The sequence below is a fragment of the Deltaproteobacteria bacterium genome, assembly GCA_020848905.1.
In the GTDB taxonomy this organism is placed as follows: Bacteria; Myxococcota_A; Polyangia.
In genome coordinates, this window is record JADLHG010000045.1 from 266,756 (window position 1) to 279,737 (window position 12,982).

Annotated in this window: 10 protein-coding genes; 6 read left to right on the top strand and 4 right to left on the bottom strand. The window is 72.2% G+C overall.

Annotated elements, in window-relative coordinates; all coding sequences use genetic code 11:
• Positions 1-4 precede the first annotated feature (4 nt).
• Positions 5-784 (bottom strand): HAD-IIB family hydrolase, encoded by a 780-nt coding sequence (locus IT371_21000; GenBank protein MCC6750158.1) that lies wholly within the window; start codon positions 782-784, stop codon positions 5-7.
• Positions 785-871: 87 nt separating this feature from the next.
• On the opposite strand from IT371_21000, the gene IT371_21005 reads away from it, so the two are divergent.
• The 5 genes from IT371_21005 to IT371_21025 all read left to right on the top strand — a co-directional run bounded on the left by IT371_21005 (position 872) and on the right by IT371_21025 (position 7,621).
• Entirely contained in the window at positions 872-2,065 is a 1,194-nt protein-coding gene (locus IT371_21005; protein ID MCC6750159.1) for a hypothetical protein, read from the top strand.
• Between the two features lie 64 nt (positions 2,066-2,129).
• A complete protein-coding gene (locus IT371_21010) occupies positions 2,130-3,431 on the top strand; it encodes a hypothetical protein (GenBank protein MCC6750160.1) in 1,302 nt (433 codons plus the stop codon).
• Between the two features lie 72 nt (positions 3,432-3,503).
• Positions 3,504-3,734, top strand: coding sequence for a DUF350 domain-containing protein (locus tag IT371_21015; protein MCC6750161.1), 231 nt, complete (start codon positions 3,504-3,506; stop codon positions 3,732-3,734).
• A gap of 1 nt (position 3,735) precedes the next feature.
• Positions 3,736-6,012: an Hsp70 family protein gene (locus IT371_21020; protein MCC6750162.1), complete on the top strand. Its 2,277-nt coding sequence runs from the start codon at positions 3,736-3,738 to the stop codon at positions 6,010-6,012.
• A 157-nt stretch (positions 6,013-6,169) separates the two neighbouring features.
• Positions 6,170-7,621: a hypothetical protein gene (locus IT371_21025; GenBank protein MCC6750163.1), complete on the top strand. Its 1,452-nt coding sequence runs from the start codon at positions 6,170-6,172 to the stop codon at positions 7,619-7,621.
• Here the strand turns inward: IT371_21025 and IT371_21030 are convergent.
• Positions 7,604-8,653 (bottom strand): histidinol-phosphate aminotransferase family protein, encoded by a 1,050-nt coding sequence (locus IT371_21030; GenBank protein ID MCC6750164.1) that lies wholly within the window; start codon positions 8,651-8,653, stop codon positions 7,604-7,606. The genes IT371_21025 and IT371_21030 overlap by 18 nt on opposite strands.
• Complete coding sequence (locus IT371_21035; protein MCC6750165.1) at positions 8,650-9,378, bottom strand: M23 family metallopeptidase; 729 nt, start codon at positions 9,376-9,378, stop codon at positions 8,650-8,652. Before IT371_21035 ends, IT371_21030 begins: the two co-directional genes overlap by 4 nt.
• A gap of 291 nt (positions 9,379-9,669) precedes the next feature.
• Here IT371_21035 and IT371_21040 point away from each other — a divergent pair, with 291 nt between their 5' ends.
• A complete protein-coding gene (locus IT371_21040; GenBank protein ID MCC6750166.1) occupies positions 9,670-10,479 on the top strand; it encodes a LamG domain-containing protein in 810 nt (269 codons plus the stop codon).
• On the opposite strand, the gene IT371_21045 is transcribed toward IT371_21040, so the two are convergent.
• Positions 10,480-12,981 (bottom strand): DUF3536 domain-containing protein, encoded by a 2,502-nt coding sequence (locus tag IT371_21045; GenBank protein MCC6750167.1) that lies wholly within the window; start codon positions 12,979-12,981, stop codon positions 10,480-10,482. It abuts the gene before it with no gap.
• Position 12,982: the final 1 nt, after the last annotated feature.

A 12,982-nucleotide genomic window follows, 5' to 3' on the forward strand; every position in this document is an offset into this window, starting at 1 on the left:
CCTCCTATTTCCCCCTCGCGGCGAGCAGGTAGTCCACGACCTCGGTGAAGCCCGCTCCGCTCTCGGCGTCGGCGACGTAGCTCGGGGGTGCGGCCAGGCGAGGGGCGAAGCGCCGCACGTTCGCGACGCCCACGGCGTGCGGGAAGGCCCGGAACATCGGCTCGTCGTTCGGAGAGTCGCCCACGAAGACGGCACGCTCGGGGTCGAGGGGCGCGCCGAGGAGTTCCCCCGCGGCCCGACGGCACATGCTCAGCTTGTCGTAGCTCCCGAACCAGCCGTTCACGTGAATCGAGCTCACCTTGGCCGTCGCGCCGTGTCGCCGGAAGATGGCGGCGATGCGGTCCACCTCGTCCTCGGGGAGCGGGGGCACCTCCTCGCAGAAGTCGATCGCCAGGTCGTACTCCCGGTAGGGCTGGTCGGCGGAGACCTTGCAGCCGGGGACGGTCGCGAGGACCTCGTCGCGGATGACCGCCAGACGGGCGGCCGCGTCGGGTTCTCGCGCGGCGTAGATCCTCCGCATGCGGCCCTCCTCGCAGGCGAAGGCCAGGGCGCCGTTCTCTCCGACGACGGCGGCGAGCGGCCACATGCGGGCCAGGTGATCGCACCATCCCGCGGGGCGTCCGGTGACGAGCACCACGTTCACGCCGGCGGCCTGGGCGCGCCAGAGGGCGGCGAAGGCGGCGGCAGAGACGCGGCCCCCGGTGGAGATCGTGTCGTCCAGGTCGGAATAGATGGCGTCGATCCGGGCGGCGACCGACGAGGGGAGGGCGCGAAGGGGCTGCATCGCGCGATTCTCGTCGGGGGTGGCGAAGGCGGTCAAGCGGCAGTGGCGCGGCAGTGGAGCGGAGGCGGAGCTGGTACACTCGCCTCGATGATGCGAGCGGCGTTCTTCGGCGGCGTGCTCCTCGCCCTGGCCGGCTGCCACATCGGCCTGTGCAGCTCCAACGCTGCCTGCTGCGCCTCGTGCGAACAACCGGCTCCGACGGCGTCCTCGGGGTGTAGCTGTCCTGCCGCGGAGACGCCCGCCGCGCGCTGTCCGCTGCGCTCTCCGTGCGCGGTGGCCTACTTTCAGGGGCAGGGGCCCGTCACCTGCTGCGCCGGCTCCTGCCGCTCCGCCGAGGCGTACGCGGAGCCGTCGAGGCGCTGTCGGGGCGAGGACCCCTTCGTCCACGAGTGCCCGGTGGAGTCGGCGTGCCTGCAGGTCCACCGGGCGCGGCTCGAGGGAAACGTCTTCGTCCCTCTCGAGGCCGTCTGGTCCGGTACGCCGGGACCGCTCGCGGCGGTCTTCGGGACCGGCCCGAAGGAGCTCTGGCTGGCGGGCGCGCAGGGGCGACTGCTGCGAGGCGACGGCGCGCGCTTCGACCCGGTAGCCTCGGGGACGACGGAGCACCTCGCGGCGCTCTGGGCGAGCGGGCCCGAGGATCTGTGGGCCGCCGGGTGGAACGGCACCCTCCTGCACTACGACGGACGTCGCGTCGCGCGCGTCGTTGCACCGACCAAGCAGCACCTCGTGGGCCTCTGGGGGAGCGACGCGTCGACCATCTACGCCGTCGGAGCCGGGGGGACCGTGCTGCGCTACGACGGCGGCGCGTGGCGGCTGCTCCCGGGGCCCACGACCGAGCACCTGAGCGGCGTGTGGGGACGCGGCGCGAGCGACGTCTGGATGGTCGGGCAGCACGGCACGCTGCTCCGCTTCGATGGAGCGCGGTTTCGTCGGCTCGAGACGGGGACGCTCGCGCACCTCACGGCGGTCCACGGCACGAGCGGCGACGTCACCTGGATCGTCGGCTTCTCGGGCACGATCCTCGAACACCGGGGTGACGCGCTGCGTGCGGTGACGCCTCTCACCCACGCGCATCTCGCGGCCCTCGGGCGAGCGGGCGACGAGCTCTACGCCGTGGGCCAGGGAGGGACCGTGCTCCGGCACGCGCGCGAGCGCTGGGAGCGCGTCGGGTACTTCTGGCCCGAACCGTCGGCCGACCTCCTCGCCGCGTGGGGAAGCGGCCCGACCGAGCTCTGGGCCGTCGCGAGCAACGGGCTGCTACTCCGCCGCGCCGCGCAGTAGCGGGGGGAAGGGGCGCCGGGCTATGCTGGTCGCGCCCATGCGCTCAACCTGCTGGCTTGTTCTGTTGGCCCTCGCGGTCCTGGCGGGGCCACGCCCTCGCGCGGCGTGGGCCGGGGATCGCACCCGGTTGCTGGAGGTGGACCTCCGGACCGGGAGCAAGCAGCGTATCGACGGCGGCGGACCGAAGACCGACGCGGACCGGCAGCTCGACGCGCTCCTGGATCGCACGACGGGCAAGACCTTCACCACCGCCGAGCTCGAGCGCATCGAGCGGGCGCTCCGGCGCTACCTGCAGGCCGCCCGCCCACGCGCCGTCCCGAGGCTCCTGCTCTTTCTCTACCCGGGGCGCATCACCGCCTCGCGCCTGAAGGAGCTGCGGGAGATCCTGGTCGAGGTGGACCTGCTCGTGGATCCCTGCAGCCGCTCGATCTGCCGGGATGCGGTGGCCAAGGACGTCGAGCTGCTCGGCAAGGCGCTGCAGCAGCCCGTCCTTCGCACCGGAAGCTACGTGGTGCGCTTCAAGCTCGTGACGGTGCGCACGGCGACCGAGCACCGCGCGACCGAGTACGAGACCTACCGCTTCTCCGCCGAGGAGGTGGTCACGGCGGGGCAGCGCGGGGACGGGCTCACCCTCGTGAAACGGCAGGAGGCGGAGGCGGCGGGTTACGAGCGCGCGATGGTCAAGGCGATCGCCCGACGCCTCCAGGCGCGGCGGGTGCCGCTGGACAAGCCGCCCGCCGTGCGACGCGAGGGGGCGCAGCTCCGGGTCAACCTTCACATCAAGAGCGATCGCGTGCGCTACCAGTCCAGCGTGCTGGCGGCCCTCGCGGGCGCCATGGAGGCGCTGCGCCAGAGCTCGCTGACGCCCGCGACCGTGCAGCTCGAGGTCGTCGCGGCGGTTCCGATGCGGCAGCTCGAGCACCGGACGTTTCGCTGCCCCGGGCACTCCGTGCTCCTCCACCTGGACGGTCGGCTGACCGGCTCCGAGCTCTGGTCGAGCTACGTGGCCGAGGAGAAGAAGCAGGGAACGCGTCTCGCGTTCGACGACCGTGAGGCACGCGGCGGTGGGGCGCCGACCGACGACGACGACGAGGACCCGCAGGCCCTCACCGAGGTCCTGAGCGGCCAGGTGGGGACGCTCGCGCCGTGCCTGCAGCAGGAGGCGGCGCGGAGCTCGCGTTTCAAGGGGGTCACGCTGGTCTTCGCCGTCGGACCGGACGGCCGGGCGTCGCGGCTGGCGTTGAAGGAGGCGGGGGCGTCGTCCGCGCTGCGGAGCTGCCTGGCTCGCGCGCTCGAGCGGCTCCAGTTCCCCCGGCGGCGGGGCGCTCCGCGGCAGGTTTCGTTCCCGCTCTACATCCAGCGGTGACGACCTCCGCGTGCTAGAGCGGCGGTGGAGTTCGAGTATGATGTGGACCAACCCCAGGCGACGGAGAGGACGATGAAGGACGAGCTGATGATGACGCTCTGGCAGTTCGCGCGGAGCTTCGGCTGGGCCGTGGTGGCCGCCGTCTCCTTCGCCTTCGCCATGGGGCTGGCGATCAAGGTCTTCGACCTGCTCTCCGGCGACATCGACGAGTGGGAGGAGATCAAGAAGGGCAACTGGGGTATGGCGCTGATCATCGCGTCCATGATCCTTTCCATCGGGCTCGTGCTCTACAAGGTCATCTGACGTGGCCGACCCGAGAGATCGGCCGAGCGCGCCGCCCGGGACGCTCCTCGCCAAGGGCGGCGGGGAGGGGGGAGAGGCGCTCCTCGAGCTGGAGCTGCCCTCGGGGCAGCGCGTGCGCCTCGTCGGACGCAGGGTGCCGGCCGCGGAGGGGGCGCTCGGGTCCCTCGTCTTTCGGCTCGAGACCGGGCCCTCGAATGCGCCGACGCTGCTCGCTGGTCTCGCCGCGTTGGCGCGGGCCCAGCACGACGTCGAGCTGCCGCCGGTCGGGCGCGCTGGCGAAGTTGTGCGGGGCGACGGGTTCAGGGCCCCGACGCGCGACGCGGGGGTCTATGCGCTCCCCGCCAACGAGGCGCTCGCCGAGGTGCGCACCATCGAGGAGGTGGAACTTCCGCCCCCCATGGCTCCGGGGCCCCGGCGGCCGACGGTCGGTCCGCCCCAGGTGGTGGGCTTTGCCGACCCCGCGGCGCTCGTCCCCGAGCTGCCCGCCACCGTGCGGCGCGGAGGGGCTGCGGCGAGCGACGTGGACCTCGGTCACCCGGTCACGGCGGAGGTGGAGGCGGTGGCCCGCGCCACCGGCGAGGCGGCGGCGAGCGAGGTCGAGCCGGCGCTGCCACCGCGGCGTGCCCCCGACGGCGGTGGGCCGGCGAGCTATCCCCTCCCCGAGCCGGAGCCCGCGTATCTGAGGCCGCTCGCGGGGGCCGCCGCGCCGGCGGTGCGTCCCGCGCGTCCCCCTACGGGACCCGCGTACGTGCCGCGGCCGGTGCCCGAAGCGCGACCCATGCCCGTGGTGGGCATCGACTTCGGCACCTCCTATTCGTCGGTGGCGGTGCTCCGCGCCGGCCTCGAGGTCATCCCCGACGAGGGGGGTGAGCTCCTCACGCCGTCAGTGGTTTCCTTCCCGGCGCCCGGCGTGGTGCTCGTCGGCACCGAGGCGCGTCGTCGGATCGGCGGCGAGGCCCAGTGGACCATCCCGTCGCCGAAGCGCCTGCTCGGGCGGGCGTACAAGGATCCCCAGACCGGCACGCTCCTCGGCTCGCTCGCCCTGCGGACCTTCGCCGGGACCGACAAGCTGATCCGCTTCGAGGCCCACGGCGAGATCTACTCCGTGGTGGACGTGTGCGCGATGGTCCTTGCGCGCCTGAAGCAGCGGGCCTCTCGCTTCCTCGGCGCCGAGGTGCACAAGGCGGTCTTCACCGTGCCGGTGGCCTACGGGCTGCTTCAGCGCTCCGCGCTCGAACAGGCGGCGCGGCAGGCCGGGCTGCAGCCGGTGGCGCTGCTCACCGAGCCGAGCGCGGCGCTGCTGGCCCACGGGTTTCGCGGCCGGCAGGGGATCGTCGCCATCTACGACTTCGGTGGCGGCACCTTCGACTTCTCCCTGGTCGAGGTGACCGACACCGCATTTCGCGTGCTCTGCGCGGGTGGCGACCCCTGGCTTGGCGGCGACGACTTCGACCAGGCCATCGCGAACCACCTGGCCGATCGCTTCTGGAAGGACTCCGGGGTGGACCTGCGTCAACGCGCGGTGGAATGGCAGGCGCTGGTCTTCGCCTGCGAGGCGGCCAAGCGGGTGCTCTCGAGCAAGTCCTCCGCGCGCATCACCGTGGACAACCTGCTCCACACCTCGCAGGGCACGAAGGGGCTGTCGTACTCCGTGAGCCGCAGGGAGCTGGAGAAGCTGACCGCGCCGCTCATCGAGCGCTCCATGGCGGTGGTGGACCGCGTGCTCTCGCAGGTCGGGATGCAGCGGAGCCGCGTGGATCAGGTGGTGATGACGGGGGGGACCTCGCTCGTCCCGGCCATCCGCGACGCGGTGGGGCGCTACTTCGATCGCAAGCCGACCCTCGGCGACGCGGACCTGGCGGTGGTGCGGGGCGCGGCGATTCGCGCGGCGGAGCTGGGGCTCGACGCGCCGGGGGGCGCCTCGAGCGGCGCGCGCAAGCTCCGGGACGTGGCCGGGCGCACGATCGGCATGGGGACCGAGGACGGTCAGCTCCACACGCTCTTCGAGCGAGACACCCCACTCCCCGCCGAACGGCGTCACAGCGTCCTCACGCAGAGGGACGGACAGTCGGAGATGGTCATCACGCTCTACGAGGGGGCGAAGAGCCGCATCGACGAGCGACAGCTCCTCGGCATGCTGCGCTACAAGGGGCTGCGCCCCGCCCCGGCCGGGCAGCGGCAGGTGGACTTCACCTTTCGCCTCGACGAGGACGGCAGCCTGCACGTCGCGGCCCTCGTCGAGGGCAAGATCCACGACAAGACGATTCGCCTGGAGTAGGCCGGCGGCGCGGGGCGGCGCCCGGTGGGGACATTGAACCCCATCGCGCCGGCCAGTGTCCCGGCCGGAGAGCGCCCTAGCTCAGGACGGCTCGCGTGCGTTTTCCGCGCCTTGGCCCTAGCGCGCCTCGGCACCGTTGATGCACCTGCCCGGGCGCATGCCCGCAGCGCCGCGCCCCCGCGTCCCTCCTCGTGCGAGCTTCGTCCGCGGTGCGGTGGTGGGGCTCGCTCTCGCGCTGCTGGGAACCGCCTGCTCGCCGCCCGCGGAGGAGCCGGCGCACGTCACCCCCGAAGGCTACCCCCTCCTCTCGCCCAAGGTCCTCGGAGAGGGCGACCGGGAGGGCGACCCGGCGCCGGACCCGGTGCGCGGCATGAGCGCCAACACGCTGCCGGCTACCGTCGACCGCGCGCCGAACCTGCCGCGCGTGCGGGACCAGGGGGATCGCGGCACCTGCATGTCCTTCGCCGCGACGGCCATGATCGAGGCGCACTACGGCCTGAAGTCTCACCTGGCGGTGGAGCAGACCGTGCAGCGCATCGGGCTGCCCCTCGGCTGGGACGTGTACGTCGTCTGGCGGCTTCAGGGCCACCGGCTGGCCGAGGAGCGTGACTGGCCCTACGGCGGAGCTCCGGCGGCCGGCGCCTCCTCGAACTCCCGCTGGGGGATCGACGAGCTTCGCGCCACCGGCACCGACCCCGCGGTCCTGATGCGCTACCTGGCGGAGAATCCGAAGACCACCATCATGGTGGGCATGATCTGGGATTCGGAGGTCATCAAAGGTCCCGTGCTCGACAAGCCGAACCTGAGCGACCTGGAGATCTCGCTGCGGATCGCGGGGTGTAACTTCCGCTCGACCTGCGGCGGCCACGCGGTGCTCCTCGTGGGCTACGAGCGGCGTACCGATCCGTACGGACAGCCGGAGGTCTACTTCAAGTTCAGGAACAGCTGGAGCGACCGCTGGGGCTACGCCGGGTACGGCTTCGTCTCGGGCGCCTACCTGCGCACCTACGGCAAGCACGGCAGCATGATCTTGCGCGGCCCGGCGGTCGGGGGGCCGCCCCCGAGCGTGGAGCCTCCGGTGACGCCGCCGACGCCCCCGGCGACGCCCGGCAAGACCGCGCTCAAGGTGGAGATCGCGAGCCCCGGCTCCGGGCAGGTGCTCTCCGCGGGCCCCGTCGTCGTGCGCGTGAACGTGACCGGCGGCGCCCGAGGGATGGTTCAGACGCGCCTCCTCGTGGATGGCGGCGCAGCGGCCGAGGACAGCGCGCCTCCCTACGAGCTGGCGACGCCGGCACTGACGCCGGGGGTCCACGAGCTCACGGTCCTGGCGCGCGATGCGGCCGGGGAGGTGGCGCAGCAGGTGGTCACGGTGCGCGTCGAGGCCCGGGGCGGGGAGCAGGTGTCGCCGCCTCCGTCGGTCGAAGGGGGCGACGGGGAGCTCGGGGACGAGGCGAGTGCCGGCGGGTGCACCGTGGCCGGCAAGCGCGATCGAGCGGGGTTTGAGGTGGCGTTCGCCTGGGCGCTGCTGGGAGTGGCGCTCTCCGCCGTGCAGCGCCGACGCCGGAGGGCTCTTCGCCCGCCGAAACGATCCTCAGACCGCGGCGCGTAGCGCCTCGAGGAAGAGCGCGTTCTCCTCGGTAGAGCCGATGGTGACGCGCAGGTGGTGCCCTAGTCCCGGCAGTCCGGAGACGTCGCGCACCCGCACGCCGGCGAGTGCGAGCCTCTGGCAGAGGTCCGCCGCGTCGGCGACGGCGAAGAGCAGAAAGTTGCCGCGGCTCGGCCACACCGTCAGGCCCAGGGCGCGGAGCCCGACCGCCACCCGCTCGCGCTCGACCTGCACGTGCGCGATGCCGGCGCCCAGGTGCGGACGGATCTCCGGGAAGGACTCCGCCACGGCGAGCTGCAGCGCGTTCAGGTGGTACGGCGCGAAGAGCAGCCGCTCGAGGGCCGCGATCACCTCCGGGTCCCCCACCGCGTAGCCCAGCCGCACGCCGGCGAGGAGGGCCTTCGAGAGCGAGCGACCCACGAGCAGGTTCGGCGCGCGTTCGACCAGGTCGAGGCAGCTCTCCCCCGCGAAGTCGGCGTAGGCCTCGTCGAGAAAGACGAGCCCTGGTCGCTCGAGGGCGCGCACCACGAGCTCCCGCGGAGGGCTCCCTCCGGTCGGGTTGTTCGGTCGGACGAGAAAGGTGAGCGCGGTGGGGGGATCGAGGTGCCGTTCCTCGACGGCGAGCTCGGGTCCCAGGACGACCCGGTCGAGGCGCGTGTGCGTGACGGCGCCGGCGTGGGCGATGATCGGGTAGGTGGGCTCGAAGATGCGAGCCTTGCGCCCGGGGCCGCCGGCTGCCAGGTAGGCGGCGACGATGGCCTGGTCTCCCCCGACGGTGAGGAGGACCCGCTCGGGGTCCAGGCCCAGGGAGCCGGCGAAGCGCGCGCGAACCTCGACGTACTCCGCAGGCTGCGGGTAGCGGTTCCAGCTTCGCCGCGCCGCGCGCCGGAGCAGCTCCTGCTGCAGCTCCTCGGGGAGCGCGAAGGGCGCCTCGTTCTGATCCAGCTTGGCGCGGGTCGGGAGCTGAGAGACGGGGAAGGTGGCGCGGAGGGGCAGGTCCGGACGGAGGAAGGCGAGCGCGGAGGGGGCGCTCATGCCCGGACGTGGCCCTCGTCGGTGGCCAGGCCGAGAGAGCGGGCTCGGTCCGGTCGCGGCGCGTGGCAGGCCACTCGCGGCTGGCGCTTCTTGGACCGCGGCTTGGCTCGCCGCCTCGGACGCCAGCGTTCCGAGCGCTCGTCGAAGCGCAGGTACGGCTCGAAGATCCGCGCTGGGTTCAGGTGCCGTCCGCCGTAGCGCAGCTCGAAGTGCAGGTGCGGATCGGAGGACTTGATGCCGGTGCGCCCCACGCGCCCGAGGAGCTGTCCCGCCGCGACGCGCTCGCCCACCTGCACGCGCTTCTCCGAGAGGTGCATGTAGCAGGAGACCAGGCCGTTGTCGTGCCGGAGCATGACGAAGAGGCCGCCCGGTCCCATGCTCGAGCGCCGCAGCCCGCGCGCGCTGTTCCCCTTCAGGTTGCGGGGTCGCCCCCGCCGACGCTGAACGCCGGCGAAGAGGATCGTTCCCGGGGCCACGGCGCGCACCGGCTCCCCCTGGCGCGACACCCAGTCGAGGCCCTTGTGTCGACGTCGGCCGTTGTCCCGCGCGTCCCCCCATCCGCTAAGGACTGAGCGAGGGGCCCCGTCGAGGGGGGCGTGAAGGGCCAGCCCGTGAAACTCCACGAGGGCCTCCTTCGCCGACGCGCGCGGATCGTCCATCGTTCCGGCGCTTCCGGAGAGCGCGAGCCACGCGGCGGTCAGGAAGGTGCTGATCGACGAGAGCACTAATGGTCATGGTACTCACATCTGCGCCTTGATCCTACCCCCTTTTTCATACCTGGCGTGCGAAGTAGGTCTAGGTGCCTGCTGCGTCCATAAGAAGCTAGAACTACACACGTATCGGTGGAGCCAGCTGTCCCCGCTTTTGTCGGCCGAGCGTGCGCTTCTGTCACAGCGCACCCGCTCATGACGTAATTATTTCAAATGGTTAATTCATTTAGTACGCGGCATGTAAGTTGCTCCACAGAATATTGCCTCAATGAAAAACGGCACCGTCATTCACCAAGGAGGAGAACGATGAGCGCGGGTCGGCCAGGCAACGTGCGTCGCTGGGTCATGCTGTGCACCTTCATCCTGATGGGGGGTGCCGCATGCGGCGATGCCGTGACGGAGCCCGCGAAGGGTTCCGGCCCGGCCGCCGACCTTTTGGCCGAAGGCCCCCGCCTCCAGCCGGGCTCGGGGGCGAGTCCGGCCGCGAGCGCGCGCCCCATCAAGCCGGTGCAAGCGGCCCTCGAGGTGGGCGAGCGGGGCCAGGTGCTGCAGGCCTGCGCTGGCGGGGGCATGCGCTTCCGGCTCCCGGAGGCGGGGCTCTCGCACGACTTCACCCTCGAGCTCTGGTTCCGCGTGGACGAAGGGCGTGACCAGCGCGTCTTTTCCTCCGGCTCGCTCGCGCTCGACGTGCACCGCGGCCGCGTCCGGGCCCGCCTCGGAGGCGCGAGTCTCGTCGGAGCCGCGGTTGCGCCGCGGGACTGGTACCACGTGGCGGTCGTGGTCCAGGGGAGCGTCGCCCGGCTCTACGTGGGCGGAGGGCTCGTGGATCAGACCGCGTTCCGTGGCCGCTGGACGCGCCCGCACGGCGAAGCGCACGTCGGCGGCGTGGCGGAGGATGCGGCAGCCTTCTGCGGCGCCCTCGACAACCTTCGCCTGACGGCCGAGCCGCTCCACCTGGACGGCTTCCTGCCCGAGCTGGACCTGCGCGTGACCGACAGCACGCTCGCCGGTTTCAACTTCGACCTGGATGCGGCTCCCGAGGTCCAGGACCTCTCGGGTCTCGACCACCACGGGACGCTCTACGGCCGCGCCGCGCTCACTCCCGGCAGGATCTAGCTAGCCCGCCCGTTCGCCCAGCCGCTCCCGCACGAGCTCCACCGCGAACCCCAGCTCTCCCGCGACCTCCTCCAGCAGCGCCGGCGGCAGGCCTTCGGGCAGCGGGCGCCAGGCCTCGTCGGGTCGCGCGAGCCAGGCGAAGAAGAGGTCCTGCGGCTCCGCGAGGGAGATCCCGAGCTCCAGCTCGCGCGCGAGGGCGAGCAGGTCGAGGAACTCGCGACAGCGGGCCACCGTTCCCTCCACCGTGAACCGCGTCAGGCTCTCCTTCACGAGCTGGTCGAAGAGCTGGGCCGCGTGCCGGGTGCTCAGGCGGTACCCGCGCTTCGCCGCCTCGGCCACGATCTGGCGGGCGCGACGATACCGGCTCGCGTCCCGGCTTCCCTGCTGCGCCGCGATCTCCTGGTCCACCTGCCGCGTGAGCGTGTATTCGGCGGCGATGCGGAACTCCTCGGGCATCTTGAGCCCCGCGTCGAGGAGCGCGTTCAGCGTGCGTCGGTTGCTCTCGTAGAGCTGGACGTACATGCGCCCGAACTCCTCGGTCAGGTGCCGGAAGAGGGCGCCGAGGACCCGCTCGCGCTCCTCCCGGAGGAGCTGGTGGAGCTGGTAGTAGGCCTGGCCGAACTGCGCGTCCACCGCGCGCAGGAGGTCGGTCACCGTGGCCCCGGAGAAGGTGGCCGCGAGGCCCTCGGCGAACTCGACGAGCCCGTGTCCGCCGTCGGAGGGGCGTACCGCGCAGTGGAAGTCGTGCCCCCCGAAGTGGATCAGCGCGTAGGCCAGATCGTCGAGCTCGCCCGTGCGCAGGTGCTCCACCTGCAGGCGGCCCAGCTCCACGGTGAAGGGGCCGTTGTCCAGCCGGCGATGCCAGACGCGGTGGAGCTGATGCCCGTAGTAGACCAGCTCGCCGGCGTGCGTCTGGTGCAGGTCCGTGACCGCGTAGTGCGCCACGACGCGCCGGCTGTCCATGCGCGAGGGGAGGACGCGCTGTCGGTAGAGGTCCGCGCCGGTGCCCAGCTCGGGGAGGTTGCTCTTCGCCTCCCCGAGGACCGCGAGCACCGTCGGCTCGACGACCTGCCCCGAGAGCTGCTCGACGAGCTCCACGGTGCGGGCGAGGTAGCGCAGCACCTGGAGCGCCTCGAGCCCCGAGATGTCGTCGAAGAACCACCCGCAGCTCGTCTGCGACAGGAGGCTGTGGCGCTGCAGCTCGAGGAGCTGGAGCATCCGCACCTGCTGCCCCGTGCTGCCGGCGCGACGCGCGTGCTCGTCGAGATAGCGCTCTCGCGCCGCCGCCGAGCGGTCGAGCAGGAGGTGCACGTAGGCGTCGCGTGCCGCCCAGACGTCCCGGAAGAGCTCGCCCCCCATCTCCTCGAAGAGGTCCGCGGCGCGGTCGCGCACCAGGTTCACCGCCTGCCGGAGCGGCGTGCGCCAGGCCTGGTTCCAGCCCGCCGGAGCGCCGGCGTGGCAGCCGCAGTCCCTACACCACCGGCCGACGCCGTGCGCACAGCTCCACGACGAGCCTTCGCCCTCGGGCCCGAGCTCCAGCTCCACCTCGTGCGTGGGCGGAAAGGCGTCGAGGAACTCACCGTAGTTGGTCAGGCGGAAACCGCGCTGTTCGGCTTCCGTGCCCAGCGCGTAGGTCACGGCACGCTCGGCGTGTCGCTGGTGGTGCCCGAAGGTCTCGCCGTCCACGGCGGCGTGCACGAGCTGCGGCAGCTCGCGTGCGGGGTCCACCGCGCCCTGAAAGCGATCGAGGAGCTGCCGGCTGGTGTTGACCGCCTGCTCGAAGGAGAGGGCGTGCGCCACGGGGCCGTCGTAGAAGAAGGCCGCCAGCGAGCGGTGCGGGTTTCGCCGCGAGGTGATGCGGTAGGGCAGGCGCGGGTCGACCCGTCCGCCGGAGACGTCGACCCACTGGGCCTCCTCGGCGAGCGGGCGCACCCGCTTGGCCTGGCGGGGAGAGAGCACGACGAAGCTCATCCCCTCGTCGATCAGCGCCTCGACGGTGGCCTGGTCGATCGCCGTCTCGGGTAGCCAGAGCGCCTCGGGCGCGCGTCCGAAGCGGTGGCGGAAATCGTAGGCGCCCCAGCGGAGCTGCGTCCGCAGGTCGCGCGCGTTGCAGAGCGGGAGGATGGCGTGGTTGTAGGCCTGCCCGATCGCGTTGCCGTGCCCCGAACGCCGTCTCGCCGAGCTCCGGTCGGCCTCGAGGATCTGCGCGTAGACCTCGGGGCGGACCTGTTCGAGCCAGGAGAGGAGCGTGGGGCCGAAGTTGAACGAGAGCAGCTCGTAGTTGTTGACGACGTTCGCCACGCGTCCCTGGTCGTTGAAGACCCGCGCGCGCGCGTTGGCGGCGTAGCACTCGGTCGTGATGCGCTCGTTCCAGTTGTGGAACGGTTCGGCGCTCGGCTCGCGTTCGACGGCCTCGATCCAGGGGTTCTCGCGCGGCGGCTGATAGAAATGCCCGTGGAGCACCAAGTAGACCGGATTCTGCTCCTCCGGCGACGCGGCCATG

Excerpts from the sequence above, each read along its gene's own strand:
- IT371_21025 (MCC6750163.1), top strand. The coding sequence starts at position 6,170 with ATGCCCGCAGCGCCGCGCCCCCGCGTCCCTCCTCGTGCGAGCTTCGTC.
- IT371_21015 (MCC6750161.1), top strand. The coding sequence starts at position 3,504 with ATGAAGGACGAGCTGATGATGACGCTCTGGCAGTTCGCGCGGAGCTTC.
- IT371_21005 (MCC6750159.1), top strand. The coding sequence starts at position 872 with ATGATGCGAGCGGCGTTCTTCGGCGGCGTGCTCCTCGCCCTGGCCGGC.
- IT371_21045 (MCC6750167.1), bottom strand. The coding sequence starts at position 12,981 with ATGGCCGCGTCGCCGGAGGAGCAGAATCCGGTCTACTTGGTGCTCCAC.
- IT371_21040 (MCC6750166.1), top strand. The coding sequence starts at position 9,670 with ATGAGCGCGGGTCGGCCAGGCAACGTGCGTCGCTGGGTCATGCTGTGC.
- IT371_21030 (MCC6750164.1), bottom strand. The coding sequence starts at position 8,653 with ATGAGCGCCCCCTCCGCGCTCGCCTTCCTCCGTCCGGACCTGCCCCTC.
- IT371_21000 (MCC6750158.1), bottom strand. The coding sequence starts at position 784 with ATGCAGCCCCTTCGCGCCCTCCCCTCGTCGGTCGCCGCCCGGATCGAC.